Genomic DNA, 26718 nt, shown 5'->3' with positions numbered 1-26718 from the left:
CCTAATTCCTTTAGGACAAAAAATTACTAACGCACGGAGAGAACATGGGACGCGTTGCATTGGTCACCGGAGGCTCGCGCGGTATTGGCGCGGCGATTTCGAAAGCACTCAAAGAGGCCGGTTACACCGTTGCCGCCACCTACGCCGGGAACGACGAGAAAGCAGCCGCTTTCACCGAAGAGACTGGGATCAAAACCTATAAGTGGAACGTCGGCAGCTACGAGGACTCCAAAGCGGGTCTGGCCAAAGTCGAAGAAGACCTGGGCCCCATCGACGTTGTCGTCGCAAACGCGGGCATCACCCGTGACGCGCCTTTCCACAAGATGACCCCCGAACAGTGGCAGGAAGTCATCGACACCAACCTGACCGGCGTGTTCAACACCGTTCACCCCCTGTGGAATGGCATGCGTGACCGTGGCTTTGGCCGCGTTGTGGTCATCAGCTCGATCAACGGCCAGAAGGGCCAGTTCGGTCAGGTGAACTACGCTGCGACCAAAGCGGGCGATCTGGGCATCATCAAGTCGCTGGCCCAAGAAGGCGCGGCCAAGGGCATCACCGCCAACGCGATCTGCCCCGGCTACATCGCAACCGAAATGGTTATGGCTGTCCCCGAGAAAGTCCGCGAGAAAATCATCTCGGGCATTCCCGCAGGCCGTCTGGGCGAGCCCGAAGAAATCGCGCGCTGCGTGGTCTTCCTCGCGTCGGACGATGCGTCTTTCATCAACGGCTCGACCATCTCGGCGAACGGCGCACAGTTCTTCGTCTAATTGTGCGGGATGTGGCAAACGTCAGTACGTTTGCCATACGCAAACCATATCAAAACCAGACGTGGTTTTGGCATAAAACAGGGGCCGGTCCGCGCGATCGGCCCCTATATTTTTGCAAACTGAGTTAGAGCGGCGCAAGTTCAGACGCGGCTTTTCGTGCCGCACCTTCAGGGAGCGATGAAGACATGGGGCCTACCGGCCGCAGCTTACGCCGCTCTGTAAACCGGCCCCGCAAAAGCGAGGCCGGCATCACGATTTGGAAGAGGGATGTCCATGAGGACGGCGGTCGGTCGTGCGCGCCATATCGGCAGTGTTCATAGATTGAGAGGGGTGCATGTATCGTCCCCTAGAGATGTACTGACCACTGTCGCGCACGTCTCCGGGTCTGGCCGGAGGATCCGCCATGAATGGGCGTTTACCACGCGCCCATTCAAACTTTGTTCAAGTAAATCGGTGCCTTACTCCCGATCCACGTCGATAATCCTTAGTGGGTCGACAGGCGTTCGATTTGCTCTTTCAGAGCGAGTTTCTTCTTCTTCAATTCAGAGACACGCAGCATGTCCGCACTCGGAGATCGGACTTCGTATTCCACCTCCTGCGACAGCGCTTGATGTTTACGACGCAGTTCCTGAACGTGTGAAGTCAAGTTCATTGAGAAAAACTCCTCTCTGCTGATGTAACAGATTTATAGCAGCACAGATTCGTTCGTTTGTCACGCCGCAACGCAACAAACATATCTCCATGGCATCTTTTTGCGCATTAAATGGAGAAACCAAAGCGACATTAACGCAAAGGGAGTGGATGCCCGTTCCTCAGAACGTCCAAGGCCCATGTCTGATAGTCTTCGGCATCGTTCAAGTGTACCGCACCCTCGTGCATTATCAACGGCGGATGCATACACAAGGGTGCACGACCATCTTTGCGCCCCCTCAGAATCACCAGGTGTGATTCCCTGCCCGCGCGCGGCGCGAGGGGCTGTATTTCAAGGGATCCCAGATGTTCGGCCATCGGCCCCAGCATGTCGGCCAGCCGGTCCGTACGCTGGATAAAGGTTGCGTAACCTTTGGGCGCTAGCCTTTTCGCTGCGACCTCGATCCATTTTCGCATCGGTGTCGCCTCGCCCAACGCGGTCTCACGGCCCGTATCTTTTGCAAGCTGGCGCGACCCAGCCGCGTAATAAGGAGGATTGGCCAAGACGTGATCAAACTGCTGCTGACGCAAATCGGCAGGCAGGGCCATTAAATCTGATGCGTAAACGCGCATTTCTGCGCCTGCAGCAGTGGCATTCTGACGCGCTAGCTTTGCGTAATTTTCCTGCAGTTCAACGCCTGTCAGGTGCAAACCGCCGACGCGGGCATTCAGACACAGGCTTGCCACACCGACTCCGCAGCCCAATTCCAGCACCCGCTGACCCGGCCGCGCCGGAACCGCGGCGGCCAAAAGCACCGCATCCACGCCGGATCGAAAGCCTTTTTTCGGCTGAAGCGCCATCACCTGCCCGCTCAGAAAAGCATCGCGGGTCACATCTTCGTCAGCACTCAATGTCGTTGTCCCGTAGAATCGCTCTGGCCATAAATAGGTCTTCGCGGCGCACAAGCAGCCTGCGCGGCAGAATTCCAATGCCGCCTTCGATCACGCTCATATTTACGTCTAGGGTGTAGCAGTCTATATCCTCGCCAGACAGGAGAGCCTGTGCGAATGCGATCACGGTTGGGTCGTTGGTACGGAGCAGCTCTTGCATGGACGACACTTAAGAGGTCGCATGACGCTTTGTCGAGACTGCGCGATGGGGATGGTATGAGCCTGGACGAAACGACCGAAAAACCGCACGAGGCGCTCTCGCGTCATCTGTCAGATGGTATGGCCGCCGTGGACGCACTGATCCGCGAACGCATGGTGTCCGAAAGCGCGCCGCGCATTGCCGATCTGACCGCGCACCTGATTGGGGCGGGCGGCAAACGCCTGCGCCCCCTGATGACCTTGGCTGCCGCAGATCTCTGCGGGTACGAAGGGCCGTTCGCGGTCCACCTAGCAGCCACCGTCGAATTTATTCACACCGCGACCCTGCTGCACGATGACGTCGTTGACGAAAGCGAGCAGCGCCGCGGTCGCCCCACGGCGAACCTGCTCTGGGACAACAAATCCAGCATTCTGGTGGGCGACTACCTGTTTGCCCGCAGCTTCCAGCTGATGGTCGACACCGGCCGCCTGCGCGTTCTCGCGATTCTGGCAAATGCCTCAGCCACCATTTCCGAAGGCGAAGTTCTGCAGCTGACCGCAGCCAAAGACCTGCGCACCGGCGAAGACACCTACCTCAAGATCGTACGCGGCAAGACGGCGGCGCTGTTCTCAGCCGCGACCCAGGTGGGTGGCGTGATCGCCGATGCCCCAGAGGCGCACGAGCAGGCCCTGTTCGACTATGGTGACGCGCTGGGGATTGCCTTCCAGATCGTGGACGACCTGCTGGATTACGGCGGAAACAGCGATGCCACCGGCAAGAACATCGGCGACGATTTCCGCGAGCAGAAGCTGACCCTGCCCGTGATCAAGGCCGTGGCTGCTGCCGACGAAACCGAGCGTGCCTTCTGGAAGCGCACCATCGAAGACGGCGACCAGCAAGACGGCGATCTGGACGAGGCTCTGCGCCTGCTAGCCAAGCACGGCGCGATGGAAGCAACCCGTCAGGACGCACTGGCATGGGCGGACAAAGCCAAAGAGGCTCTGTCGGTCCTCCCTGACCGCCCGGTCCGTCAGATGTTGATTGATCTGGCCGATTACGTAGTCGAACGCGTCCGCTAATTCCGCATCAAACGAAAGACCCCAGCGCCCCGTGGTCCACCCACCACGCGGGCGCTTTTTCTTTGATCTGCGCTGCGGCATAGGCCGCGCCGTCTGCATCGGGATACAGACCAAAGCACGTTGCCCCTGAACCCGACATCCGCGCGATCAATGCGCCCTCGCCCGCGATGACATCCAGCACTTCGGTGATCACTGGGGCAACCGCACGCGCCGGAGGCTCCAGATCATTGCGCTGCGTAGATAGCCACGCGGCGAACGCGGGTGCGTCCAATCCAGCGGGCACCGGCGCCATCGGTGGGTTATCCTTGCGCGCTAGGCCCTTGAACACGGCGGGGGTCGGCACCTCGACCCCGGGGTTCACAAGGACCATCCACAGAGGCGGCAAGACCGGAACCTCGGTCAGCACCTCTCCGACGCCGGACATGAGGCACGGCGCCGACCGCAAACAGACCGGCACATCTGCGCCCAGGCTCAGCCCATTGTCCGCGGGCAAATCCACGTTCCAAAGCTGCGAGAGCGCCCGCAGTGTAGCGGCCGCGTCAGACGATCCCCCGCCGATGCCCGCAGCGGCCGGTAGATGCTTGTCCAGCACAATCTGGGCACCCACGCCGCCCAAGAGCGAAGCCGCCTTGTGCACCAAATTCTCGGGGCCTGTGGGCACACCTTCCGAACGTGGGCCAGTGACAGCCAACCGCAGGTCATCGGCCTCAGAGACCGTGATCCGGTCCCCTACGCCCACAAAAACCACCAGTGATTCCAGCAGATGATACCCGTCCGCCCGTTGGCCGGTGACATGCAGTGTCAGATTGACCTTGGCGGGCGCAAAAGCCTCAATCGCCATTCGCCACCTTGATCGGGTCCGCACCTTCGTCGGCCAGAACCTGATCCAGTCCGACCTCAAGCTTGCGGCGGATACGTTCCGCATCCTCTTCTTCGGGGTCAAAGGACAGGGCACGGTGCCATTGGAAACGAGCCTCGATCTTGCGGCCCACAGCCCAGTACCCGTCCCCGAGGTGGTCGTTCACAATGGGATCCACTGGCATCAACTCCGCGGCGCGCTCTAGCTGCGCGGCAGCCTCCTCGTAGCGGCCCAGCTGGAACAGAACCCAGCCCAGACTATCGACGATGTGCCCGCTGTTGGGCGAGGTCGCAACAGCCTGCTCGATCATCCCAAGGGCTTCGTCCAGCTTGGTGCCCATTTCGACCAGCGAATAGCCCAAATAGTTCAGCACCTGCGGCTGACCGGGGCTCAGCTCCAATGCCTTGCGGAAGTCCGCCTCTGCGTTGTCCCATTCCCCCAGTCGCTCATAGGCGATGCCTCGTGTGTAGTAGGCAAACCAGCGGGCATCCTGCGGATTTTCATAGAGCGAGATTGCCTTGTCATAGGCTTTGACGGCCTCGGCATAGCGTTCATCCGCGCGGTAGAAATCACCCAGTGTCAGATGCACGACCGGCAGTTCACTGTGGGTCTTGGACAGGGATTGCAACACTTCGATCGCCGCATCTTCCTTGCCCGCGCTGCGCAGCGCATCGGCACGGCCCAGTTCGGCGGCATGATAGGACGGATCGGTTTCAGGAACTTCACGATAGGTCGCTTCGGCCAGATCATAGCGGCCCATCACATCCAGCAAATCGGCGGACAACAAGGTCGCATCCACATGGTCGGGGCGCAGATATTTGGCGATACGGGAATACAGCAGCGTGTAATCAGGACCCGCCTCGCCCTCTAGCGCGCTCGCCACAGCGAAATACACCTCGGCCAAACCATCCGTTGCGTTGCCTACATGGGTAAAGGGCAGACGCTCGCCCGCTGCCATCTGTTCTTTCATCCGGCGCAAGGCGGGATCGAGTTCGGGGCCAAAGGTCGCGTCGATCATTTCGATCGCTTCGTCGTTGCGATCCAGCTGGCTCAGCACTTCGATATTGGCCATAGCCCCGCGGCGTGTGATCTGCAGGCGCCCCGCAAAGATCTCCTGAGAGCCCTCGAAATCACCGACCAACGCAAGGGCCAGTGCCTTGTGATAGAGGCCAAAGCTGTTCAGCCCCTCCTCTTGGGAGACGGCGTCGAACGCCTCTAGCGCGGCGCCCATTTCACCTTGGCCAACCAACGCCCATGCACGGCTCAGACCATCGACCAACGGGCCAACACCGCGCTCGTCCTCGATCATGGTGACGACGGTGCCCCAGTCCTCGGTCTTGGCGGCGTGGGCGATCAGGGCCATGTGCGCCAACTGGCTGCCAACCCCCAGATCGGCCATATCCTGCGCGACGGGCGCGATCAGGTCGACCTCACCCAGCGCGATATTCGCACCGACGAGGCCCTGCATGATCTGCGGGTTTTCCTTGTCCATCACCAGCGCTTCGGCAAAGCGGTTCGCCGCCTCAGAGAAGTTCCGGTCCGTCTCCGCCACGCGGCCGGCCAGATAGGCGCCAGATACCCCTTGGGCCAGTGCTGGCAATCCTGCGCAGGCAAAAGCTGCGGCCAATACGAACGGGCGGAGTGGTGACAAGGGCGCCTCCTGTTGTCTTGATTGGCGCCAAGCCTACGGGTGCATGCAGGCTGTTGCAATAAAGGGCGACCGATTGGCCGCCCCTTTTTGATCACAACACCGAAATCGGCATCACATGTTCGGGTAGTTCGGCCCGTCACCGCCCTGAGGCGTGGTCCAGTTGATGTTCTGGCTCGGGTCCTTGATGTCGCAGGTTTTGCAGTGCACGCAGTTCTGGAAGTTGACGACAAAGCGGGTGTCTTTGCCCTCTTCCTCGACGAATTCGTAGACGCCTGCAGGGCAATACCGTGCCGAGGGGCCCGCGTATTCGGGCAGGTTCACGTTCACGGGGATGCTGGGGTCTTTCAGCTGCAGGTGCGCAGGCTGGCTTTCCTCGTGGTTGGTGAAGCTGAAGCTAACGTTGGTCAGACGGTCGAACGACAAAACACCATCGGGACGCGGGTAGTCGATGGGCTTGTGATCCGCCGCTTTGCCGGTCGCTGCCGCGTCGGTTTTGCCGTGACGCAGAGTGCCTAGGAAAGACTTGCCGAACTTTTCGTTCATATGCATGTCCAAGCCACCCAGAGCGAGGCTCGCAGTCAGGCCGAACTTGGACCACAGCGGCTTCACGTTGCGAACCTTCTTCAGATCCTGGCCAATCGCACCTTCGCGCAGTTCAGTTTCGTAGCTGGTCAACTCGTCCGACTGACGGCCCGCCTTGATCGCGTCAAATGCTGCTTCGGCAGCCGCTTTGCCAGAGAGCATCGCGTTGTGGTTGCCCTTGATGCGGGGCACGTTCACCAGACCGGCCGAACAACCCAGCAGCGCACCGCCGGGGAATGTCACTTTGGGGATCGACTGGTAGCCACCTTCGGAGATCGCACGGGCGCCATAGGCCACACGCTTGCCGCCTTTCAGCAGCTCGGCGACCATCGGATGGTGCTTGAAACGCTGGAATTCCATGTAGGGGAACAGGTGCGGGTTTTCGTAGTTCAGGTGCACCACGAAGCCGACATACACTTGGTTATTGTCGAGGTGGTAGATGAACGACCCGCCACCCGCGTTCGAACCCAGAGGCCAGCCCATAGTGTGGGTCACGGTGCCTTCGCGGTGCTTCTCGGGGTCAATCTCCCAGATTTCCTTCATGCCGATGCCGAACTTCTGCGGGCAGTGGCCTTTGGACAAATCGTACTTCGCCATGACTTCTTTGGACAGCGACCCGCGCACGCCCTCGGACAGGAAGACGTATTTGCCATGCAGCTCCATGCCGGGCTCGTAGCCGGGGCCTTGGGTGCCGTCGGCATTCTTGCCGAATTCGCCAGCGACCACGCCTTTGACTTCGCCATTCTCGCCGTAGACCAGCTCGGAACAGGCCATGCCGGGGAAAATCTCGACACCCAGTTCTTCGGCTTGCTCGGCCATCCAGCGGCAAACATTCGCCATCGAGACGATGTAGTTGCCGTGGTTGTTCATCAGTTTCGGCATGGGGAAGTTCGGCACACGGATTTTGCCAGCCTCACCTAGTACATAGAAGTTGTCTTCTTTGACGGGCACATTGATCGGTGCGCCCTTCTCTTTCCAATCGGGGATCAGGGCATCCAGACCGCAGGGGTCCAGCACCGCGCCCGACAGGATGTGGGCACCCACTTCGGAGCCCTTTTCCAGAACGACGACGTCTAGATCGGCGTCCAGCTGCTTGAGACGGATCGCCGCCGACAGACCGGCAGGTCCGGCCCCAACGATGACGACGTCATATTCCATGGCTTCGCGCACAATCTCGGTCATGCTGCTGGCTCCTCTGTCTCGTTCGCGCAATAATATTTCAAACTTGGCGCAGTGTTACGCAGGATCAGCCCTGCCGGTCAATCGCGACACGACGTTAAAATGGCTGAATGCGGCATTGCGGCACAAGCCCTGCTAAAGCACAAACACTCAAAGCACAGCCTATTTTTTGCCCCCGGAGTATAGGCACAGCAAATAGGCACCCTAGACATAGCATTCCTATCAAAATGTAGGCCCGCTTTCATGTTGCGCGCAGAAACGCCGGCCCTTTTGCGCGGGAATCGCAGGAATCCCGTCCCATATTCATATGGCTCTTGAAATTACCGCCCGCCTCAGTTCAGGTAGCGTAACCCTAAAAACCGGCCCTCCCTGACAGGGGCAGGGCCGATAACGGATTCTGAGGCCATGGAAAAAGTACCTATGACCCGCGCGGGCGCAACCGCGCTCGAGAGCGAATTGAAGCACCTGAAGTCGGTGGAACGCCCCGCGATCATCAAAGCGATCGCCGAAGCGCGTGAACACGGCGACCTGTCGGAAAACGCCGAATACCACTCGGCGCGCGAAAAGCAGTCGTTCATCGAGGGCCGCATCAAGGAACTCGAAGGCATCATTTCGCTGGCAGATGTCATCGATCCGGCCAAGCTATCGGGCTCGATCAAGTTCGGCGCGACCGTGACCGTCGTCGACGAGGATACCGATGCAGAGAAAACCTGGCAGATCGTTGGCGAATACGAAGCCGACATCGAAAAGGGTCTACTGAACATCAAATCGCCCATCGCCCGCGCCCTGATCGGCAAAGAAGAGGGTGACAGCGTCGAGGTTCGCACCCCCGGCGGCGAAAAGTCCTACGAAGTCCTGAAGATTTCCTACGTCTAAGGACACGACTATGTCCAACAGCACGCAGGGCAGCACACCGCCGGGTCTTTACGACCGCAGCGATGTAGAGCCCAAATTCGACGTCAGCCCCGGTGAGTGGATCGCCGTGGCGCTGACGATTGTCTGGCTCGCCCTGTGCGCACTTTTTTTCTTTGGGATCGAAACGGAAAATGACGGCGACGGCCTGCGCATCGTGATCGAAGTGCTGGCCGTGTTCATGCCCATCGGCATGATGTGGGTCGGCGCAACCGCGGCCCGTTCCGCGCGCATCATGCGCCAAGAGGCGGCGCGCCTTCAGATTGCCATCGATGGTATTCGTCAGACCTATCTGGCCAGCCAGCAGCATGCCCCGCGCAACACAGGCGTAGACCCCGCCCTGATCAAGAAGCTCGAAGATCTGGTCGCCACCCAACAGCAAACCGAGAGCGCGTTGGCGATGTTCTCGTCCTCGCGCCGGATGGATGCGATCCGTGCCTTGCCTGCCACCCCGAGTGTCTCCGAGTCCGAAGATCAGCCGACCCTAGCGCTTGGGATTTCGGACCAGGACGATGCGCAGCCGCTGTCGAACACAGACTTCATCCGTGCCCTCCACTTCCCTGAGACCCCTGATGACAAAGAGGGCTTCGCCGCCCTGCGCCGCGGGCTCGCGGATCATCAGGCCTCGCAACTCATCCAAGCGGCCCAAGATATTCTGACCCTGCTCAGCCAAGACGGCATCTACATGGATGACCTACGCCCTGACCGCGCCCGCCCCGAGTTGTGGCGTAAATTTGCGGCAGGCGAACGTGGCGGAGCGGTTTCGACCCTTGGCGGCATTCGGGATCGGTCCTCACTGGCGCTGACCGCAGGACGCATGCGCCAAGACCCGATCTTCCGCGATGCAGCCCACCACTTCCTGCGCCGGTTCGACAAGGTGTTCGCCAGCTTTGCAGACAATGCAAGCGACGAGGAAATCAACCTTTTCGCCGACACCCGATCTGCCAGGGCTTTCATGCTAGTAGGCCGCGCAGCGGGCACATTCGACTAAATTGTAAGCCCGTACCGCGCATTGGCGCGAGATCACAAGCAAGCATTGTGACGATCAACCCAACAAAACTTTATCATCACGCCTAATTGCATCAGCGCGAATGATGGACTAGCGATTCTCAGGCAAAATAGCCGCAGGATCCCTCATGCAAGCCGTCTCTGACCGCAGCCAGTTCTTCCAAGGTATGAAAGCTGGCGCACCGTTCATTTTGGTGATTGTTCCCTTTGGCCTGCTGTTCGGTGTTGTTGCGACCGAAGCGGGCCTAAACGTGTTCGAGGCGCTGGCCTTCTCTGTTGTCGTGATCGCAGGAGCGGCCCAGTTCACGGCGCTCCAATTGCTGTCGGACAACCTGCCCGCCGCGATTGCGCTCATCTCTGCGCTGGCCGTGAACTTGCGGATGGCGATGTATTCCGCGTCGATCACGCCCCATTTGGGCCACATGCCCCTGTGGAAGCGCGCTTTTGCCGCCTATCTCTTGGTGGACCAGACCTACGCGACCTCTGTGCTAGAGTTCGAAAAGAACCCCGACCGGACGCCATCACAGAAGTTTGCCTACTTTGTTGGCACTGCCAGTTCGGTTGTCCCCCTTTGGTACGCCTCGACCATTGCAGGTGCACTGCTCGGCAATTCGATTCCCGACGGGCTTGCCTTGGATTTTGCCGTACCGATTACGTTCCTCGCGATCATTGCGCCCGCTCTGCGCACGCTGGCACATATCGCGGCCGCGTTTACGTCGATCGTACTGGCGCTCGTCTTCATGGGCCTGCCCTATAACCTTGGCCTTCTGATCGCCGCCATCACAGCGATGGCCGTCGGCGCAGAAATCGAACGCCGCGTGACCGCAAAGGCAGCATGATCATGACCGACATCCCAACACTCAAACTCTGGATCGTGATCTTTGGCCTTGGCGCGGGCAGTTATTTCCTGCGCTTTGTGTTTCTTGGCCTGATTGGAGACCGCGAACTCCCCGAATGGGTGCTGCGCCATCTGCGCTACACCGCCGTAGCCGTTCTGCCCGGGTTGGTCGCGCCCGCGATCCTGTTCCCCGCCGCAACGGGCGGAGCGCCGGACCCCGCACGTCTGGGGGCAGCATTCGTAACCGCAGCCTTGGGCTACGTCACACGCAATGTCATCCTCGCCATCGTAGGCGGGGCGGTGACGCTGTACTCACTGCTCTACATCTTGGGTTAATTGGCGGCTTTGGTCGCCTGACGGGCGTTGAACTCTGCCTCGGCGTTAAATGCCTTGAGCGCCAGATCCTTGTTATCCTCATCGGTTTCAAAGATCAGGCGCTCTTTGACACCAGGAATATCCTCAAAATCGCGCATGAGCGTTTTGGGGAACCACGTCACACCCACGTTCTGGAACGGCGGCAAGTCCTGCAACACGGTGCTGACCGCGCGGGTGCAGTTCGCCTTTTGCACGGCGCCGAAGTTCAGTGCGCGGTTGTAGATGGTCTGCGCGACCTCGGGGGTCACGATGACCTCTTGCGCAACGACGCGGAAGGTCACACGCGAATGGTACCGCTCGTAGAAATCGCGAATCCGTTCGGTGATGCCAAAGAAGACATCGTTGCGTTCGGGCGTTTCGGCAAAATGGTAACTGCCTGCGGGATCAAACAGGATCCGCTCGCTGGCATTGATCATCAGCCCCGAGTGCGCGCCGGCATCCGTATCATTACTGATCATCGTATAAAGGGTAATCGCGGGCGGACCGTCATGTCGGTACCGCCAGCGGTTCACTTCGTTATCGGGGGCCCAAATCGGTTCTGCGGCACAGCCTGCCAACACTGCTGGTGCACCCAGCAGGAAAAAACGACGTTTCATAAAACCCCCGGTGGGAAACTTTAGGCGCCGGTCAGGGCCAAGAAGATCAGGAACAGGATGATGAGGATCGTCGCGTTCTTGGAGAACTTGATGAACCCGTCAAAGGTCTTTTCCTGTTCAGTGATGTCCATGCTGCCTTGCTTGTGTTCAGCCATCTTGGGCGTCCTTTCCTGTTCGTCGCTGCCGCGTTTATTCGATTTTAGCGGCCCTGTCACCACTTCGTCGAAGGGGTGCTTTGCCGCAGAGTTTTAGCCAGCCTTTCGCCAAAGCCAAGCACCATCCGCCCCTAAATCACGTGTAATGAGACCTTGATGGTGCAAATGGTTCAAGTGAGCAACGGCTTCAACCAGTGCAAGCCCATATTCCCCCTCCCCGATCTTGCGACGGAACAAGACGGGAAAGCAGTCGGTCGCCTTTTTGGGTTCGTCCAACCAGTCTACCAGACGAGGCAGCGCATTGTGGTGATTCTCTTTCAGTTGACGCATGCGGGTCGGCAAACCGGTAAAGGGCAGCTTGTGCCCTGCCAGTACCAAATGGTCCTCTCGGGCAAGCACACCCAGCCGCTCACAGGCCTCGATCCAGTCGGCGAGCGGATCCGCCTCTGGCTCGGTGGCGTAGACGCCAACGTTGGGGCTGATCGAGCTGATGATCTGATCGCCGGAAATCACCAGATGGTCGTCGTTGGACCAAAAAGTCAGATGCTCAGGCGCGTGACCGCCGCCGATGTGCACGGTCCAGTCGCGCCCGCCCATGCGGATCGTGTCGTCCTGCCGAAGGCGGGTGTACCCCAGCGGCATCGGGTGGACCATATCGCAAAAGTTAAAGGGACGTTCATTCCGGCGCTGCTCCAGAATGGCATCGTCCATGCCAGCGCGCTGCCAGTGGGTGACGGCTTCTTCTGTCGGCCGCTCTTGCTCGTCCAGTTGCAGCATCCGCGCCATCAGCCAGCCGGTGCGAGCCATCAAAAGCTCGGCGCCGTTGGCCTGAAACCACCCCGCCAGACCGATGTGGTCGGGGTGGTGATGAGTGCCGATCACGCGCTGCACGCGCAGGCCTTGCAGCGGGCCAGCCATCAATTGCTCCCAGATCGCACGGGTGCGGCGACTATTCATGCCGGTGTCGATGATGGTCCAGCCGTCCGCGTCGCGCAGGGCGTAGACGTTTACATGGTCCAGCGCCATGGGCAGCGGAAGGCGGAGCCAGAGGACGCCTTCCGCAATTTCAATGGCCTCGCCTTCGGCGGGCGGGTCGGGGAATGGATAACGGATGCCTGTCTTTGCGCTCATGCCACGAGGTCATCGTGGGTGATCGCATAAAGGTCAACCGCCCCCTGACGTGCATGTGTCAGCAGACCGATATGCTCTGGCAGCAGGCGGTCAATGTAGAACTTTGCCAGACGGCTGCGGGTGCCCTCGCCCCCTTCGGCCAGCGCGGCCTTCAAGTGGTAGTAGCCCCCCAACACACGGGCAAAGCCCATCAGGAACGGCACCGCGCCAGCGAAACGGTCCTGCAAGTCGCCCTGAGAAACCAGCCATTCGGTCGCCTCGCGCAGAGTCTCCGTCGCTTGCCAGACGGGCTCAGCCAATTCGGGCAGGGTCGCGCGGGCCTTTTCTGCATCAGCCTCAATCTCGTCCAGCAAGGCATACGCCGCCTCGCCGCCATCCATCAGTTTCCGCGCCACAAGGTCCATGGCCTGAATACCGTTGGTGCCCTCGTAAATCGCGGTCACACGAACATCGCGGTAGTATTGCGCTGCGCCAGTTTCCTCGACAAAGCCCATGCCACCAAAGATCTGCACACCGGTTTCGGACACGCGCATGCCCGTCTCGGTGCCGAATGCCTTGGCAATAGGGGTCAGGAAAGCTGCGCGGGCCTTCCACGCCGCATCACCGGTCGCGTTGCCCATATCGATCGCCGCCGCACAGGCGAGCGCAATACAGCGCGCCGCAAAGATATCGCACTTCGATTCGGCCAGCATCCGGCGCACATCGGCGTGGTCGATGATGGTGCCCGGTCCCTCGACCGGAGTGCGGCCCTGTTTGCGTTCCATCGCATACGCCAGCGCGTGCTGATAGGCACCTTCGGCCGACGAAACACCCTGAACCCCGACGCCGAGGCGCGCATTGTTCATCATGGTGAACATGGCCGCCATGCCGCCGCCCTCGGGGCCGACCAGCCAGCCTTTGGAACCGGAATATTCCATCACGCAGGTCGGGCTACCGTGCAGGCCCATCTTGCCCTCGATGCTGACGACGCGCAGGTCGTTACGCTCACCCGGGTTGCCGTCTGCGTCGGGCACGAACTTGGGCACCATGAACAGGCTGATGCCTTTGGTCCCCTTGGGCGCGTCGGGCAGGCGGGCCAGTACCAGATGGCAGATGTTTTCCGCAAAATCCGCGTCGCCCCAGCTGATCCAGATCTTCTGACCGGTGATCGAGAATGTGCCGTCACCATTCGGCTCTGCCTTGGTCGCCAAAGCACCCACGTCCGAACCAGCCTGCGGTTCGGACAGGTTCATCGTGCCGGTCCATTCACCGCTGGTCAGCTTGGGCAGGTAGAGTTCCTTGATCGCGTCCGAGGCATGATGCTCCAGCGCCTCAATCTGTCCCATGGACAGCAACGGCACCAGTTGCAGCGACAGACAGGCTGCGCCCATCATGTCGTTCACCGCGCTTGCCACGGTCATGGGCAGCCCCATGCCGCCCGATTCAGGACGGGCCGCGATCCCAACCCAGCCGCCTTCGGCAATGGCTTGGTACGCCTCGCCATATCCGGGGGCCGCACGCATGACGCCGTTCTCCAAAACCGTGTGATGTTCGTCGCCCGAACGGTTCACTGGGGCCAGCTTTTCATCGCTCAGCTTGGCGGCTTCTGACAGAATGGCAGTCACCACGTCGTGTGACGCATCCTCGAACAGAGGGGTGCTGGTGACATCGCCGAGACCGACGATGTTATCGAAAATAAAGCTGAACTCGTTTATCGGCGCGCGATAGGGCATGGCGTGCTCCTCTCAAGCGGGCTTGGCCTTGGGCTTCGGCCCCGTTATGGGTCTGGTTAACGGGAACCCTATCCGTTGCCCTCTTTCCATCAACTGAAACGCGGCGTCACAGAAACTATGGTCGTAGAAAACACCCAGATTTTGCCAGACACCGACGCAGGCGTTCAGCACGCGAGCGAGCTTTTGCGCGAAGGGCGCCTTGTCGCGCTACCGACCGAGACGGTCTATGGACTCGCTGGGGATGCACGAAACGACGCCGCTGTCGCTGCGATCTACGAGGCCAAAGGGCGCCCCAGTTTCAATCCGCTGATCGTTCATCTGCCTAGTATCGAGGCCGCCCATCGCTATGTGGTCTGGAACGAAATGGCAGAATCACTGGCCCATGCCTTCTGGCCCGGTCCGATGACACTTGTGCTTCCACTGAAAGAGGGTCACGGCCTATCGCCGCTTGTGACCGCCGGACTGGAAACCGTCGCGATCCGCCTACCCGCCCATGATTTGGCGCGCAAAGTTCTGACCATCAGCGACTGCCCTTTGGCCGCGCCTTCGGCCAATCCGTCGGGCAAGATCAGCCCCACTACGGCAGAGCACGTGATGGCCGGACTGAACGGCCGCATCGCCGCTGTTCTGGACGGCGGACCTTGCCCTGTCGGCGTCGAGTCGACCATCATCGGAGTCTATGACGGCACCCCGCGCTTGCTGCGCCCCGGTGGTTTATCGATCGAGGATGCTGAAAAAGCATTGGGTCAGCCCTTGGCCGGCGCAGGCGAAGGCATCACCGCTCCTGGCCAGTTGGTCTCTCACTACGCCCCCGGTGCCAAAGTCCGCCTGAACGCGACCACCCGCGAAGGTGACGAATTGCTGCTGGGCTTCGGAGACATGGAATGCGATCTGAACCTATCGGAAAGCGGCGACGTAACCGAGGCCGCGACGAATCTGTTCCCCGCGCTCCACACTCTGGATGCTCTCGCGCCCCACGGCATCGCGGTCGCGCCGATTCCGAATCACGGGTTGGGTTTAGCCATCAATGACCGCCTGAACCGCGCCGCAGCCCCTCGCGATTAAGCGCGGCCTTGGCTCGCGGACAAGTTCAGCGCGTCGATGCCCATCGAGTGCAGCGCGCTCATCCATTTGTCCGTGTCGGCGGTGCCAAAGACCAGCTCCAGCTCGGCATCACAGACGAGCCAGCCGTTCTCTTGCAGCTCTTCTTCCAGCTGGTTTGGCCCCCATCCCGCGTAGCCCAGGGCCATGAGAGCGCTAGACGGCCCTTCGCCCCGCGCCAGCTCTTGCAAGATGTCCACAGTGGCCGTCATGCCAAAGCGCGAGTCGACCTGTAGCGTGGCACTGTCCGACTGGTAATCGCTTGAATGTAGGACAAAACCACGCCCATGCTCGACCGGACCGCCATAGTGCACGATGATGTTGCGCGTGGACGGCCCCAGCGGAATATCCAGTTGCTCTAGCAGATCGCCGAGGACCACATCATCGGTCGGTTTGTTGACGATCAGGCCCATCGCACCCTCGTCAGAGTGGGCACACAAATAAACGACGCTCCGCTCAAAGCGGGGGTCGCCCATTTCTGGCATCGCGATCAGAAGTTTGCCGGTCAGGTCTGTGGTGTTGCTGCTCATACCGAACAGCATGTGCTGCATTTCTGTCACTGGCAAGGCGTTGTAACACACTCTCTCGCTGCAATGTGACTTGGAAAAACCAAGGACACATCGCATTTGTAAGAGATGAAACACAGCCGCGCCCTTTCTCTGACCCTCGCTTTGTGTGCTGCCGCGCCCGCTGTGGCCGGTAGTTACGATGACACAATCCACCACCAGATCCTGTCCGGGTGGAAAGAATCTGATGGATCTCACATTGCGGCGCTGGATGTGGCTTTGGCGCCGGGCTGGAAAACTTACTGGCGTGCGCCGGGCGAGGCCGGAATCCCCCCCTATTTCGACTGGAGTGGGTCCGAGAACCTGAAGTCCGTCGGCTTCATCTGGCCTGCGCCAGAGGTCTTCGAGAGCAGTGGTTACAAGACGATTGGCTACAAAGACGGGCTCGTGCTGCCCATGCGCCTCGTCCCCCAAGACCCGAGCAAACCGATCATTTTACGCGGCCAAGTGGATATGGGCGTCTGCGAGGAAATCTGCATGCCGGTCACGCTGCCTTTTTCAGCAGACCTTCCGCTCCAAGGTCACCGTGACCCCAAAATCGCTGCGGCCATGGCCTCTCGCCCGTTTAGCCGGTCCGAAGCAGGCGTTCGCGACGTCGACTGTGATCTGGAACCCACCAGCGCTGGACTGACCCTAAACGCAACATTGGCCATGCCGCCCTCGGGGACGCGCGAAAGCTCTGTGGTCGAGGTAAACAACCCACGCATTTGGGTCGATCCGGCTGAAACGCGCCGCGCGGGGAACACCCTGCACATTTCTGCGGATTTGAGCGCGATCTCCGGCAGCAGCATGATGATCGACCGTTCGGCGATCACCTTTACTGTGCTTGGCAGCGACTACGCGGTCGAAGTGCACGGCTGCGATTAAGCCGCGCGGCGGCCCATCATTGACGCCGTCAGCCCAAACCCGATCAGGGTCAGCACCATCGTTCCGACTGCAAAAACCACAAACGCGCCGCCCATGCTTTGAACCATCGGCAGCACAGCTGCTACCTGCGGCAGCGCAGCGCCGGTGACAGCCACCCAACCGATCGTCAAAGCCCCCCACAGGAAAATCGCCAAAGCCGTCAACTGTGTGCCCCGCTGCACGACTGGCGCACGAGAAGCTTTGCTCGCAGTGCGCGCTGCCCCCATCAGACGACCGATATCAGTCTGGATTGCTATCAGCGCCGGCACGACCAGCAGCACGAGGAACATCCCGAAGCCAAGACCGTAGGCCAACGTGATCACCGTAGGCTTCAGGAACTGCGCATCGGCTGAGGTCTCGTAAAGCAACGGCGCAAGTCCGAGAACCGTGGTGAGCGTGGTGAGCAGAACGGGCCTAAACCGGTCGGTAGCCCCGTCGATGATCGAAGGAATGATCCCACGCTCCTTGGCGTATTCATCGATTGTGGTCACTAGAACGATCGAGTCGTTGATCACGATCCCCGTCATCCCAAGAAGGCCGACAACAGTGAACATCGACAGCGGCACATCCCAGATGAAGTGCCCCCAGATCGCCCCGACAAGACCAAAGGGAATCACGCTCATCACCACCAAGGGGCGCGACCAGCTGGCAAAGACCCAAGCGAGAATCAGGTAAATCGTCAGCAGAACCAGAATCAGACCCGTCCGCGCATCGGACAAAAACTCGTCTTCTTGCTCTGACAGGCCAGCGATTCGGAACTCCACCTGATACTCCGACGCGATTTGCGGCAGGATGTCTTGCTCCATGATGCTCTGGATTTCGGCAGCACGGGCGGGGTCATCCTCGGAAACATCGCCTGTGATCGAAATAAGTCGGATCCCGTTCTCGCGGCGGACTGTAGAAAATCCATCGCGGCGGGTGACAGAAACAATGTCCGACAAGGGCACATATTCGCCCTGCGCCGTCCGCATCATCATCCGGTCCAGAAAATCAGCAGCTGTTTCACCTTCGGGCAATTCTACGCGAATGGTCGCGCTACGCGGCCCCAAGGGGTAGCTCGCCGCCTCAATCCCGTTCAGACGGTTGCGGATCACGGTGCCAAGGCTGTCGATATCAAACCCCAGCGCCTGCCCTTGGGCAGTCAGTTCCAGCACCAATTCTTGCTTGTCGTAAGCCAGATTGTCCTCGACCGCTGAGACTTCGGGAAACTGGATCAGCGCATCCTTCAGCGCCTCGGACGCGGCTTTTAGGGTTTCGGCCGTGGCACCGTAGAACTGGACGTCCAGCGCATCCCCTCCTGGCCCTGAGCGGAAGCCACGGAAGCTGACAATTTCGGCCAGGGGATGCTGGTTCACCTCTTCCTGCAGGGCGGCCACGAATTCAAAACTCGAATAGGGGCGCGCGTCGGCATCCACGAGTTCAATCGCGATAGAGCCGAGCAGATCGCTGTCCTTGTCACCACTGCCAGAGATCGGACGACCTGTGTTTCCCCCGATTTCGGCAATCGCATAAGTCACGGGGTTCACGCCATGCTCGCCCTCGAACCGACTCGCGACAGCCTCGGTGGCGCGCTGCAGTTCGCGCATCATCTCGATGCTATCGCTGCGATCCGCACCATTGATCATGACAAAGTTGCCCGACACGCTCGACCGCTCTGGCGCGTTAAAGAACCGCCATGTCACCTGGCCAGAGATAAACCGCGCCGCCTGCGACGCCAGGAGCAGGATCGCCAAAGCCAGAACCGGATAGCGCAAGGTTACCACTGCCTGCATCACCCTGCGAAAGACCACATCGCGCACCCAGCGGAAACCTTTGTTCACTTGACGCGAGGGCCAGTCGTACCAGTGGTTTTGGGCCGTATGCGCCAGCGCATGGGACAGGTGGTTGGGCAGAATCAGGAAGCATTCCACGATCGAAGCGATCAGCACCACAATCACCGTAAACGGGATGTCTGCGATCAACTCACCAAACCGACCGCCAATCGTGACCAGTCCAAAAAACGCCGTGACGGTCGTAATTGTCGCCGCAAACACCGGCAAAATCATCCGCCGTGCCGCGTTTTCTGCTGCTGTGACGGCGTCCTCTCCCAGCCTTCGGGCACGGAAATCCGCGTGTTCACCAACCACGATGGCGTCATCCACCACGATGCCCAATGTGATGATCAGCGCAAAGAGAGAGATCATGTTGATCGTGATCCCAAAGGCATACATCAGCGCGATCCCGGCCAGCATCGCCACCGGAATGCCCGCCGCGACCCATAACGCAATGCGCGCGTTCAGGAACAGGAACAGCAACAGAACAACCAAGCCCAACCCCATGAGTCCGTTCTCTTGGAGAATGTTCAGACGTCCCGTGATCGCTTCGGCCCGCGTGCGGATCAGATCAATCGTCGTGCCCTCGGGCAAGGTGGCCTGCATCTGCGCCGCCACCTCTTCGACGCTGCGCTGGATGCCGATGGCGTCGCCTGTAGGCGATCGGTCCACACGGATTGTGATCGCCGGATCAGAGCCTACGAAATAGGTGCGCGCTCGGTCGACGCCTTCGACCCGTATGTCAGCCACATCGCCGACGGTCAGCGAGGTTCCGTCCTGATTGGATTTCAGCACGATCGCGGCGATCTGGTCTGCACCGCGTTTTTCGACCCCAGTCCGAACCCGCGCGTTCACCGAGTCCACGTCGCCCGCGGGGTTTGCGCTGACTTCTGCTGCGATGGCAGAGGCGATTTCGGCCATGCTCAGGTCATGGGCAATCAGCTGATAAGACGGCACCTCGATCAAGGTTTGCGGGGCAGCGACGCCTCGGATCGTTGTGCGGGTGACACCTGAATCGAATAGACGGACCACGAATTCATCGGCAAAGCGAGCCAACTGATCCACCCCAATCGGACCGGTGATTACCACATCGGTCACGCGATCTCGCCAGCCGCCGCGCACCACTTGCGGGTCCTCGGCGTCTTCGGGCAGGTCGTTCACTTGGTCGAGTGCGGACTGCACTTCGTCTACTGCACGGTCGATGTCGTAATCCGGTTCGAATTCGAGCGTGATCGTCGCCCCACCCTCGCGGCTGGACGATGACGCGTCAGTCACTCCTTCGACCGCCAGCAACACAGGCTCCAGGAGCTGGACGATCGCGCCATCCACATCCTCGGCCCCGGCCCCATCCCACGTGATCGAGACATCCAGATCATCGACCACCACATCGGGAAAGAATTGCGCCCGCATTTGCGGGATGGCGAGCAGACCAGAGGCCAGCAGGATCACCAAGAGCAGGTTCGCCGCCGTCCCATGACGAGTAAAATACGAAAGGATCCCGCGCCCTGCCCCCTGCATTTGTTAGCTCCCCATCCGGCTTTCCAGCCGATCGACAGTTTCCTTAGATACGGTTTTTTCCTGCAATTCCGCCTTTATCCGTTCCTTGGCTGCGGCAGGCATTCGCGTGTTCGCATCGACATAGGCCACAAGCGCGGCCCGACGTTCCTCGGACAGTTCAATCATTTCGGGTGGTGCTTCGGGCTGCCCCAGAGCGCGGACCTTGATGCCTGTCCCGAGTAAAGGCGTCCGTTCCGCCACCACGCGCTGACCCGCCAGTCCATCGCCGCGGACCAGCACGGTATCGCCCTGCCGGCGGAGCAAGGTTACGGGCAGCGCTGTCAGACGATCATCCTCGTTCATCACCAGCACGGTCGGCAACGAATCCACCGAGGTCGCAGGCAAGCGCACCACATTCTCAAGCGCGGGTTCCATCGTCTCGACCCGCACAAAATCACCCGGTTTCAAACCGCGTGGATCGTCGATACGGGAAAAAAGTTGTCGACCACTCTGCCCTTCGGCCACGGCGGCACTGGCGCGGGTCAGGGTCGCGGGCCGCTCGATATTTCCGCCAGCCACATCCAGTACGACGTTGGCTGGCGCGGGCCGCAATGCGCCTGTTTCATCCAGCAAACGCGCGAACTGTTCCGTTGAAACGCGAAAACTGACCTCCAACAGCATCGGGTCCACCACGGTCGCCATAGCTTCGTTCTGGGAAACAAGACCGCCCTCGACCACATTAACCGCCGACAATGCGCCATCAAATCCCGCGCGGATCACAGTGTCATTCAAGTCGCGCTCGGCCTCATCCCGCGCTATTTGAGCCCGGGACAGAGCGGTTTTAGCCAGATCGATCCGTGCTTCGGCATTTGCCAATGCCTGACGGGATGACAGAACATTCGCACTGGCCTGTGCAACCGCCAGTTCTGCCGTCTCAACCGCGGACGCGCTACCGACCCCGCGATTTTGCAAGTCGAGCTGGCGCTGCAGCGCCTTTTCCTGCAGTTCCGCCTGACCTCTGGTCGCTGTCAGATCATCTCTGGCCAAGAGCAGCGCCCGGTCGGCGTCGCGCACCTCGGCCTCAGCATCCAACAAATCCGCTTCGGCGCTGCGCAAGGCAGCTTCGGCTTGGGCCGGATCAATGCGGGCCAAAACTTCGCCCGCCTTTACCAAGCCGCCTTCGACAAAATTCTCGGCAACTTCGACCACTGTGCCTGCGGCGGACGCGCGGATTTCCAACGTTCGGCGGCTTTGAACCTGACCGAAAGCCTGCAAAACAGGCTGAATCGTATCGGGCTGCGCCTCGACGATATTCACGGCAAAAACGCGTTCTTGGGCGGGGCGCCCGCGCGGAGAGTCCGCTAATTTCTCTTGAACCGCGTCGCGCACCAAGGCGCCAGCCCAGACCAGCAAGGCAGCCGTCAACGCCGCAAGAAAGAGTCCTGTCATAGCCTGACGCAAAAAGCGCATGGCACGTCCCCGCTCACAAAATGGTGTCCGCGAAAAGAATAGGTGCGGCAGGACATATGCCAAGCCACAACACTGTTACGAAGCGAGACCGTCTTTCCGTCGCAGAAAAAAGTCAAACGCAGAGTTGGGCTAACATCTGTTGCATCTGAGGGATCACGTCGAACCGTGCCACTTGGCCTCGGGTCAGAAAACCGAAGCCAGCGCCTTCGCCCAATGAAATCTCTGACGGATCAATTAGGCGGGTACAGCGGTGAATAAACAGGGCGCCATCCGCGCGCTTGCTCGCGGGCAGCACGGCCCACGGCATCAACTCATGCGCAGCTAGGGAAATGCCGGTTTCTTCTTGGAATTCGCGACGCGCGGCGGTCAGCAGGTCTTCGCCTTCTTCGACCGCGCCGCCAAACATGCTCCACCGACCTGCGCCCGCCACATGGGGCATGTCATCGCGCAACTGCATCAGCACGCGGCCCTGCACGTCAAAGGCCGCGACAACGGCAGCACGCCATCCGATCACCTCGGGGACGTTACCAACTTTGACAAATCCGGTCATTTGCGGCGCTTGTGCTCTTCGAGACGGGGCATGATTTCAACGAAATTACAGGGGCGATGACGGTAATCGAGTTGCCACTTCAGAATCTCGTCCCATGCATCCTTGCACGCGCCGGGACTGCCCGGCAGGGCGAACATGTAGGTGCCATTGGCCACACCGCCGGTCGCACGACTTTGTACCGCCGAAGTCCCGATTTTTTGCATCGAGATCATGGTGAACACGGTGCCAAAAGCGTCGATCTCTTTCTCATAGACATCGCGGTGCGCCTCGACAGTGACATCGCGCCCCGTCAAACCCGTTCCACCGGTTGAGATGACGACGTCGATCACGGGCGTCTCGCTCCACATCCGTAGCCGCGAGGCGATTTCATCGCGCTCGTCGCGTACAATCATGCGATCGACCACCACGTGGCCCGCCTCTTGGATACGTTGGACCAGCATGTCACCGCTGCGGTCCTCGTCCATCGAGCGGCTGTCGCTGACGGTTAGGACGGCGATACGAACAGGAATGAATTCCTTGGTCTCGTCGATTCGGCTCATGATTTGGCCCTTTCATTCAGGTGCGTGCGCAGAGTCAAAAGATCCGCCCATGCCTCACGCTTGGCGGCAGGGTTGCGCAGCAGGAAAGCTGGGTGAAACATCGGAAGTGCAGGCCGATCAAAAGCCTGCGTGAACTGACCGCGCAAACGGGTGATCCCGCGTTTTCCCAGCGCTGCCTGACACGAGATGTTTCCCATCAGCACAATCACATCCGGCGCCGCCAACTGCACATGACGCTGCACAAAGGGCATCATCATCGCGATTTCCTGCGTGTTCGGGTCACGATTCTGGGGCGGGCGCCACGGCAGAACATTGGTGATATAGCACCCGTCCGCGCCTTCCACCTGACGGTCCAGTCCAATCGCAGCCAGCATCCGGTCCAAGAGTTGCCCCGCGCGCCCGACAAAGGGACGCCCTTCGCGGTCTTCGTCCCGACCTGGCGCTTCGCCTAGAATCATCACGCGGGCAGAGGGATGCCCGTCGCAAAAGACCAACTGTTTGGCCCCCCGCTTCAATTGACATAGATCGAAACGCTCCATCGCGCTGCGCAAGGACACCAGATCATGGCAGGCGTTCGCTGCTTCTTGTGCCTCGACCACAGGATCTTTTTCAGTGATCTTCGGGGGCGGCGCAGCCTTCTTTTGGGGCATCTGCACACCAGTGGGCGCTGCGGCTTCGGCGGCTTTCGCAGCCTCTTCTGCGGCTGCAAATCGGTCCACAGGGTCATCGCATACAGCATCGGTCACGCCAGCCTCAAGCTGCCATGCCAGCGCCGCTAATGCGGCATGAGAATCCCAGTGTTCTTCCATACCGCGCAAGCTAGGGGCGGTTTCGTGCGGCGTAAAGGGACCCTATGCCTTGCCGCAGGCCAAAGCCCTGCTATACCGTGCCCAACGACTACGGAGGATCCATGAGTTTCGCGCACGCCCATCTGCTGGGGATCGAACAACTCAACCCGTTCGACATCACCACACTGCTTGATCTGGCCGAGGTCTACGTTGACCTGAACCGGCGCGACATCAAGCATTCGGATGCTCTGACCGGCCTGACCCAGATTAACATGTTCTTCGAGAACTCGACCCGCACGCAGGCCAGTTTCGAATTGGCGGGCAAGCGTTTGGGCGCAGACGTGATGAACATGGCGATGCAGGCCAGCTCGATCAAAAAGGGCGAGACCCTGATCGACACCGCGATGACCCTGAACGCGATGCACCCCGACCTGCTTGTGGTGCGGCACCCTCATTCCGGCGCCGTAGACCTGCTGGCGCAAAAGGTGAACTGCGCGGTCCTGAATGCGGGTGACGGCAAGCACGAGCACCCTACACAGGCCCTGCTGGACGCGCTGACCATTCGCCGCGCCAAGGGCGGACGCCTCCAGCGCCTGAACATCGCCATCTGCGGGGACATCGCCCACAGCCGCGTGGCACGCTCTAACATCCTGCTCTTGGGCAAGATGGAGAACCGTATCCGTCTGATCGGCCCGCCGACCCTGCTGCCCGCCCCCTTCAAGGAGTTCGGCGTCGAGGTCTACGACGACATGCGCGAAGGCCTGAAGGATGTGGACGTGGTCATGATGCTACGCCTCCAGAAGGAACGGATGGACGGCGGCTTTATCCCGTCCGAACGCGAATACTACCACCGCTATGGTCTGGACGCGGAAAAGCTGGCCTACGCCAAGCCCGACGCGATCGTCATGCACCCTGGCCCAATGAACCGCGGCGTCGAGATTGATGGCGAAATCGCCGACGATATCAACCGCAGCGTCATTCAAGAACAGGTCGAAATGGGTGTCGCCGTCCGTATGGCCGCGATGGACCTCTTGGCCCGCAACCTGCGTGCCCGCCGCACAGACGCGGGTATGATGGCATGACCCAGACCCTGCACATCAAAGAAAACGAGGCAGGCGCAATCCGCGTCTTTGCCCTCTCGATGGATGCGTTCGAGGTCCAGCCCTACCTCGAAGTGAACACCAAGGTTTCTGAACTGCTCGGGATCGATCTGATCGACCCCCAGTACGTCGAGGTGTTCCCCATCAGCGATCTCGAAGGGCTCGGCCTAGTTGGCTACCTGATCGAAGGCCAAGGCATCGCCGAGGATGTGCTCGCCCCCGACCGCGCCCGCCTGAATGCGCTGGACGGGCATGTGATGATCCTGATGTCCGCTGCCTTTGCGGGCCGCGAGCACGATCTAACCCTTGATCCGCGCCTGACCCTGATTGGCGAATACCCCGAGGATGTCCCACCTGTGGTCTTCGAAAGCCTGCCGCAGGAATCGTCCCAAGGTGTGCTGACCGGCGTGGACTCTGACCCAGTCGCCCCGCGCAAGAAATTCCCGACCCTTCTCGCCATCTTTCTGATTGCGCTGCTGATCGCGCTAGCCCTTTGGCTGGCCGCCTGATCGCACGCCCCCAAACGAACGGACCCAGCGGCATGACCACTCTGCTCACCAACGCCCGCCTGATCGACCCCGAAGCAGGCACTGAATACCGCGGCTGGCTGGCCTATGACGGCGGTCACATCCTTGCCACCGGCAAAGAGGGCGCAGCCCCCGCCCCGCGCGTGGATCAGACCTATGACTGCGACGGCATGTGCGTCGCACCCGGAATCGTCGATATTGGCGTCAAGGTCTGCGAACCCGGCGAGCGCCACAAGGAAAGCTTCAAGACCGCAGGTCTGGCAGCCGCGGCGGGCGGCGTGACCACCATCGCGACCCGCCCCGACACCAACCCCGTCATCGACACCCCTGAAACGCTGGAATTCGTCACCCGCCGCGCTCGCGAAGTCACGCCCGTCCGCATGCACTCGATGGCGGCCCTGACCAAGGGCCTGCGCGGCGAGGAAATGACCGAGATCGGGTTCCTGCTGGATGCGGGCGCTGTGGCTTTCACCGACACCACCCGCGTGATCCAGAACACTAAAGTCCTGAGTCGCGCACTGACCTACGCCCGCAGCCTTGATGCGCTGGTCATCGGTCATCCCCAAGAACCGGGCCTGTCCTCGGGCGCTTGCATCACCGGCGGCAAATTCGCCACCCTGCGTGGCCTGCCTTCGGTCAGCCCGATGGCCGAACGCATGGGACTGGACCGCGACATCGCCCTGCTTGAAATGACCGGAGCGAAATACCACGCTGACCAGATCACGACTGCCCGCGCGCTGCCCGCGCTGGAACGCGCCAAGCGCAACGGTCTGGATATCACCGCAGGCATCTCGATCCACCACCTGACCTTGAACGTGCTGGACGTTGCCGACTACCGGACATTTTTCAAAGTCACCCCGCCCCTACGCGATGAAGACGATCGCCAAGCCGCGATCGAAGCCGTCGCTTCGGGATTGATCGACATTGTCTGCTCCATGCACACCCCTCAGGACGAAGAGAGCAAACGCCTGCCCTTCGAAGAGGCCGCAAGCGGTGCCGTCGGTCTGGAAACCCTGCTGCCCGCCGCGATGCGTCTGTATCACGCGGGCCAACTGGACCTGCCGACCCTGTTCCGCGCCATGTCACTGAACCCTTCTAAACGTCTTGGTCTGCCTTCTGGCCGCTTGTCGCCAGATGCGCCTGCCGATCTGGTCGTCTTTGATCCCGACGCGCCCTTTGTGTTGGACCGTTGGCGCCTGAATTCCAAATCCAAGAACACCCCTTTCGACGGCGCCCGCATGGAAGGCCGTGTCCGCGCCACGATCGTCGGCGGCAATTTCGTCTACGGAGCGCTCTGAT

27 protein-coding genes are annotated in these 26718 nt (G+C 60.4%); 11 read left to right on the top strand and 16 right to left on the bottom strand.

The genetic code is table 11. The annotated features are described in order from the left end of the window. The first annotated feature begins 44 nt into the window (after positions 1-44). The gene (phbB, locus tag N4A58_RS18830) at positions 45-767 is read left to right on the top strand and encodes an acetoacetyl-CoA reductase (RefSeq protein ID WP_072707908.1); all 723 of its coding nucleotides are present in this window, start codon (positions 45-47) and stop codon (positions 765-767) included. A 484-nt stretch (positions 768-1251) separates the two neighbouring features. Here phbB and N4A58_RS18825 read toward each other — a convergent pair whose 3' ends face one another. The 3 genes from N4A58_RS18825 to N4A58_RS18815 all read right to left on the bottom strand — a co-directional run bounded on the left by N4A58_RS18825 (position 1252) and on the right by N4A58_RS18815 (position 2508). Next, positions 1252-1419: a DUF465 domain-containing protein gene (locus N4A58_RS18825; RefSeq protein WP_293712644.1), complete on the bottom strand. Its 168-nt coding sequence runs from the start codon at positions 1417-1419 to the stop codon at positions 1252-1254. Between the two features lie 131 nt (positions 1420-1550). Next, positions 1551-2309 (bottom strand): methyltransferase, encoded by a 759-nt coding sequence (locus N4A58_RS18820; RefSeq protein WP_293712642.1) that lies wholly within the window; start codon positions 2307-2309, stop codon positions 1551-1553. After that, a complete protein-coding gene (locus tag N4A58_RS18815; RefSeq protein WP_072707912.1) occupies positions 2299-2508 on the bottom strand; it encodes a DUF2007 domain-containing protein in 210 nt (69 codons plus the stop codon). The genes N4A58_RS18820 and N4A58_RS18815 overlap by 11 nt, the downstream gene beginning before the upstream one ends. Before the next feature lie 56 nt (positions 2509-2564). Here N4A58_RS18815 and N4A58_RS18810 point away from each other — a divergent pair, with 56 nt between their 5' ends. Beyond that, on the top strand, positions 2565-3566 hold the full coding sequence (locus N4A58_RS18810; protein WP_293712640.1) for a polyprenyl synthetase family protein: 1002 nt from the start codon (positions 2565-2567) through the stop codon (positions 3564-3566). A 7-nt stretch (positions 3567-3573) separates the two neighbouring features. Here N4A58_RS18810 and N4A58_RS18805 read toward each other — a convergent pair whose 3' ends face one another. The 3 genes from N4A58_RS18805 to N4A58_RS18795 all read right to left on the bottom strand — a co-directional run bounded on the left by N4A58_RS18805 (position 3574) and on the right by N4A58_RS18795 (position 7840). Further along, positions 3574-4407: a 4-(cytidine 5'-diphospho)-2-C-methyl-D-erythritol kinase gene (locus N4A58_RS18805; RefSeq protein WP_293712638.1), complete on the bottom strand. Its 834-nt coding sequence runs from the start codon at positions 4405-4407 to the stop codon at positions 3574-3576. Then, the gene (locus N4A58_RS18800; protein WP_293712636.1) at positions 4397-6076 is read right to left on the bottom strand and encodes a tetratricopeptide repeat protein; all 1680 of its coding nucleotides are present in this window, start codon (positions 6074-6076) and stop codon (positions 4397-4399) included. Before N4A58_RS18800 ends, N4A58_RS18805 begins: the two co-directional genes overlap by 11 nt. Positions 6077-6187: 111 nt before the next feature. Continuing rightward, positions 6188-7840 (bottom strand): electron transfer flavoprotein-ubiquinone oxidoreductase, encoded by a 1653-nt coding sequence (locus N4A58_RS18795; RefSeq protein ID WP_293712634.1) that lies wholly within the window; start codon positions 7838-7840, stop codon positions 6188-6190. 402 nt (positions 7841-8242) lie between these two features. Between N4A58_RS18795 and greA the strand changes: the two genes are divergently transcribed. The 4 genes from greA (at position 8243) to N4A58_RS18775 (ending at position 10931) form a co-directional block, all read left to right on the top strand. After that, a complete protein-coding gene (gene greA / locus N4A58_RS18790; protein WP_072707922.1) occupies positions 8243-8713 on the top strand; it encodes a transcription elongation factor GreA in 471 nt (156 codons plus the stop codon). A 10-nt stretch (positions 8714-8723) separates the two neighbouring features. After that, positions 8724-9740, top strand: a complete 1017-nt coding sequence (locus N4A58_RS18785) for a hypothetical protein (protein WP_293712632.1) — start codon at positions 8724-8726, stop codon at positions 9738-9740. Positions 9741-9885: 145 nt separating this feature from the next. Continuing rightward, complete coding sequence (locus tag N4A58_RS18780; RefSeq protein WP_293712630.1) at positions 9886-10596, top strand: AzlC family ABC transporter permease; 711 nt, start codon at positions 9886-9888, stop codon at positions 10594-10596. Positions 10597-10598: 2 nt separating this feature from the next. Next, positions 10599-10931 carry an AzlD domain-containing protein gene (locus N4A58_RS18775; RefSeq protein ID WP_293712628.1) on the top strand — a complete coding sequence of 111 codons (333 nt, stop codon included), beginning with the start codon at positions 10599-10601 and terminating at the stop codon, positions 10929-10931. On the opposite strand, the gene N4A58_RS18770 is transcribed toward N4A58_RS18775, so the two are convergent. The 4 genes from N4A58_RS18770 to N4A58_RS18755 form a co-directional block, all read right to left on the bottom strand. Continuing rightward, positions 10928-11566, bottom strand: coding sequence for a hypothetical protein (locus N4A58_RS18770; protein ID WP_293712626.1), 639 nt, complete (start codon positions 11564-11566; stop codon positions 10928-10930). The two genes, N4A58_RS18775 and N4A58_RS18770, sit on opposite strands and share 4 nt — an antisense overlap. 20 nt (positions 11567-11586) lie before the next feature. Next, positions 11587-11721, bottom strand: a complete 135-nt coding sequence (locus N4A58_RS18765) for an aa3-type cytochrome c oxidase subunit IV (RefSeq protein WP_293712625.1) — start codon at positions 11719-11721, stop codon at positions 11587-11589. 93 nt (positions 11722-11814) lie between these two features. Continuing rightward, positions 11815-12852, bottom strand: a complete 1038-nt coding sequence (locus N4A58_RS18760; RefSeq protein WP_293712623.1) for an MBL fold metallo-hydrolase — start codon at positions 12850-12852, stop codon at positions 11815-11817. Next, positions 12849-14564, bottom strand: a complete 1716-nt coding sequence (locus N4A58_RS18755) for an acyl-CoA dehydrogenase (RefSeq protein WP_293712622.1) — start codon at positions 14562-14564, stop codon at positions 12849-12851. Before N4A58_RS18755 ends, N4A58_RS18760 begins: the two co-directional genes overlap by 4 nt. 117 nt (positions 14565-14681) lie before the next feature. On the opposite strand from N4A58_RS18755, the gene N4A58_RS18750 reads away from it, so the two are divergent. Then, positions 14682-15629, top strand: a complete 948-nt coding sequence (locus N4A58_RS18750) for an L-threonylcarbamoyladenylate synthase (protein ID WP_293712620.1) — start codon at positions 14682-14684, stop codon at positions 15627-15629. Here N4A58_RS18750 and N4A58_RS18745 read toward each other — a convergent pair. Continuing rightward, positions 15626-16195 (bottom strand): YqgE/AlgH family protein, encoded by a 570-nt coding sequence (locus tag N4A58_RS18745; protein WP_293712877.1) that lies wholly within the window; start codon positions 16193-16195, stop codon positions 15626-15628. The two genes, N4A58_RS18750 and N4A58_RS18745, sit on opposite strands and share 4 nt — an antisense overlap. Before the next feature lie 105 nt (positions 16196-16300). Here N4A58_RS18745 and N4A58_RS18740 point away from each other — a divergent pair, with 105 nt between their 5' ends. Next, complete coding sequence (locus tag N4A58_RS18740) at positions 16301-17098, top strand: protein-disulfide reductase DsbD domain-containing protein (RefSeq protein ID WP_293712619.1); 798 nt, start codon at positions 16301-16303, stop codon at positions 17096-17098. On the opposite strand, the gene N4A58_RS18735 is transcribed toward N4A58_RS18740, so the two are convergent. The 5 genes from N4A58_RS18735 to N4A58_RS18715 form a co-directional block, all read right to left on the bottom strand. Beyond that, positions 17095-20466 carry an efflux RND transporter permease subunit gene (locus N4A58_RS18735; RefSeq protein ID WP_293712617.1) on the bottom strand — a complete coding sequence of 1124 codons (3372 nt, stop codon included), beginning with the start codon at positions 20464-20466 and terminating at the stop codon, positions 17095-17097. The two genes, N4A58_RS18740 and N4A58_RS18735, sit on opposite strands and share 4 nt — an antisense overlap. Before the next feature lie 3 nt (positions 20467-20469). Beyond that, the gene (locus N4A58_RS18730; RefSeq protein ID WP_293712615.1) at positions 20470-21915 is read right to left on the bottom strand and encodes an HlyD family efflux transporter periplasmic adaptor subunit; all 1446 of its coding nucleotides are present in this window, start codon (positions 21913-21915) and stop codon (positions 20470-20472) included. A gap of 112 nt (positions 21916-22027) precedes the next feature. After that, the gene (locus tag N4A58_RS18725; protein ID WP_293712613.1) at positions 22028-22465 is read right to left on the bottom strand and encodes an NUDIX hydrolase; all 438 of its coding nucleotides are present in this window, start codon (positions 22463-22465) and stop codon (positions 22028-22030) included. Beyond that, complete coding sequence (gene moaB / locus N4A58_RS18720; protein ID WP_293712611.1) at positions 22462-23004, bottom strand: molybdenum cofactor biosynthesis protein B; 543 nt, start codon at positions 23002-23004, stop codon at positions 22462-22464. Before moaB ends, N4A58_RS18725 begins: the two co-directional genes overlap by 4 nt. Beyond that, on the bottom strand, positions 23001-23813 hold the full coding sequence (locus N4A58_RS18715; protein ID WP_293712609.1) for a uracil-DNA glycosylase: 813 nt from the start codon (positions 23811-23813) through the stop codon (positions 23001-23003). Before N4A58_RS18715 ends, moaB begins: the two co-directional genes overlap by 4 nt. A 101-nt stretch (positions 23814-23914) precedes the next feature. Between N4A58_RS18715 and N4A58_RS18710 the strand changes: the two genes are divergently transcribed. From N4A58_RS18710 to pyrC, 3 genes are read left to right on the top strand one after another with little or no spacing between them, the layout of a single operon-like run. Next, positions 23915-24874 carry an aspartate carbamoyltransferase catalytic subunit gene (locus tag N4A58_RS18710; RefSeq protein WP_293712607.1) on the top strand — a complete coding sequence of 320 codons (960 nt, stop codon included), beginning with the start codon at positions 23915-23917 and terminating at the stop codon, positions 24872-24874. Continuing rightward, entirely contained in the window at positions 24871-25401 is a 531-nt protein-coding gene (locus tag N4A58_RS18705) for a hypothetical protein (protein WP_293712605.1), read from the top strand. The genes N4A58_RS18710 and N4A58_RS18705 overlap by 4 nt, the downstream gene beginning before the upstream one ends. 32 nt (positions 25402-25433) lie before the next feature. Continuing rightward, on the top strand, positions 25434-26717 hold the full coding sequence (pyrC, locus tag N4A58_RS18700) for a dihydroorotase (protein WP_293712603.1): 1284 nt from the start codon (positions 25434-25436) through the stop codon (positions 26715-26717). Position 26718: the final 1 nt, after the last annotated feature.

The sequence above is a fragment of the Donghicola sp. genome (genome assembly GCF_025210255.1).
Lineage (GTDB): Bacteria > Pseudomonadota > Alphaproteobacteria > Rhodobacterales > Rhodobacteraceae > Donghicola > Donghicola eburneus.
Note: the sequence above shows the minus strand (reverse complement) of the source record. Positions and strands in the feature narration are given on the sequence as shown.

What these genes read in the sequence shown, in the direction of transcription:
- N4A58_RS18775 (WP_293712628.1), top strand. Translation starts at nt 10,599, where the DNA reads ATGACCGACATCCCAACACTCAAACTCTGGATCGTGATCTTTGGCCTT.
- N4A58_RS18815 (WP_072707912.1), bottom strand. Translation starts at nt 2,508, where the DNA reads ATGCAAGAGCTGCTCCGTACCAACGACCCAACCGTGATCGCATTCGCA.
- N4A58_RS18740 (WP_293712619.1), top strand. Translation starts at nt 16,301, where the DNA reads ATGAAACACAGCCGCGCCCTTTCTCTGACCCTCGCTTTGTGTGCTGCC.
- N4A58_RS18770 (WP_293712626.1), bottom strand. Translation starts at nt 11,566, where the DNA reads ATGAAACGTCGTTTTTTCCTGCTGGGTGCACCAGCAGTGTTGGCAGGC.
- greA (WP_072707922.1), top strand. Translation starts at nt 8,243, where the DNA reads ATGGAAAAAGTACCTATGACCCGCGCGGGCGCAACCGCGCTCGAGAGC.
- N4A58_RS18710 (WP_293712607.1), top strand. Translation starts at nt 23,915, where the DNA reads ATGAGTTTCGCGCACGCCCATCTGCTGGGGATCGAACAACTCAACCCG.
- N4A58_RS18805 (WP_293712638.1), bottom strand. Translation starts at nt 4,407, where the DNA reads ATGGCGATTGAGGCTTTTGCGCCCGCCAAGGTCAATCTGACACTGCAT.
- N4A58_RS18755 (WP_293712622.1), bottom strand. Translation starts at nt 14,564, where the DNA reads ATGCCCTATCGCGCGCCGATAAACGAGTTCAGCTTTATTTTCGATAAC.
- N4A58_RS18745 (WP_293712877.1), bottom strand. Translation starts at nt 16,195, where the DNA reads ATGAGCAGCAACACCACAGACCTGACCGGCAAACTTCTGATCGCGATG.
- N4A58_RS18735 (WP_293712617.1), bottom strand. Translation starts at nt 20,466, where the DNA reads ATGCAGGGGGCAGGGCGCGGGATCCTTTCGTATTTTACTCGTCATGGG.
- N4A58_RS18750 (WP_293712620.1), top strand. Translation starts at nt 14,682, where the DNA reads ATGGTCGTAGAAAACACCCAGATTTTGCCAGACACCGACGCAGGCGTT.
- N4A58_RS18810 (WP_293712640.1), top strand. Translation starts at nt 2,565, where the DNA reads ATGAGCCTGGACGAAACGACCGAAAAACCGCACGAGGCGCTCTCGCGT.
- N4A58_RS18730 (WP_293712615.1), bottom strand. Translation starts at nt 21,915, where the DNA reads ATGCGCTTTTTGCGTCAGGCTATGACAGGACTCTTTCTTGCGGCGTTG.
- N4A58_RS18785 (WP_293712632.1), top strand. Translation starts at nt 8,724, where the DNA reads ATGTCCAACAGCACGCAGGGCAGCACACCGCCGGGTCTTTACGACCGC.
- N4A58_RS18825 (WP_293712644.1), bottom strand. Translation starts at nt 1,419, where the DNA reads ATGAACTTGACTTCACACGTTCAGGAACTGCGTCGTAAACATCAAGCG.
- N4A58_RS18715 (WP_293712609.1), bottom strand. Translation starts at nt 23,813, where the DNA reads ATGGAAGAACACTGGGATTCTCATGCCGCATTAGCGGCGCTGGCATGG.
- N4A58_RS18705 (WP_293712605.1), top strand. Translation starts at nt 24,871, where the DNA reads ATGACCCAGACCCTGCACATCAAAGAAAACGAGGCAGGCGCAATCCGC.
- N4A58_RS18725 (WP_293712613.1), bottom strand. Translation starts at nt 22,465, where the DNA reads ATGACCGGATTTGTCAAAGTTGGTAACGTCCCCGAGGTGATCGGATGG.
- N4A58_RS18765 (WP_293712625.1), bottom strand. Translation starts at nt 11,721, where the DNA reads ATGGCTGAACACAAGCAAGGCAGCATGGACATCACTGAACAGGAAAAG.
- N4A58_RS18795 (WP_293712634.1), bottom strand. Translation starts at nt 7,840, where the DNA reads ATGACCGAGATTGTGCGCGAAGCCATGGAATATGACGTCGTCATCGTT.
- N4A58_RS18780 (WP_293712630.1), top strand. Translation starts at nt 9,886, where the DNA reads ATGCAAGCCGTCTCTGACCGCAGCCAGTTCTTCCAAGGTATGAAAGCT.
- pyrC (WP_293712603.1), top strand. Translation starts at nt 25,434, where the DNA reads ATGACCACTCTGCTCACCAACGCCCGCCTGATCGACCCCGAAGCAGGC.
- phbB (WP_072707908.1), top strand. Translation starts at nt 45, where the DNA reads ATGGGACGCGTTGCATTGGTCACCGGAGGCTCGCGCGGTATTGGCGCG.
- N4A58_RS18760 (WP_293712623.1), bottom strand. Translation starts at nt 12,852, where the DNA reads ATGAGCGCAAAGACAGGCATCCGTTATCCATTCCCCGACCCGCCCGCC.
- moaB (WP_293712611.1), bottom strand. Translation starts at nt 23,004, where the DNA reads ATGAGCCGAATCGACGAGACCAAGGAATTCATTCCTGTTCGTATCGCC.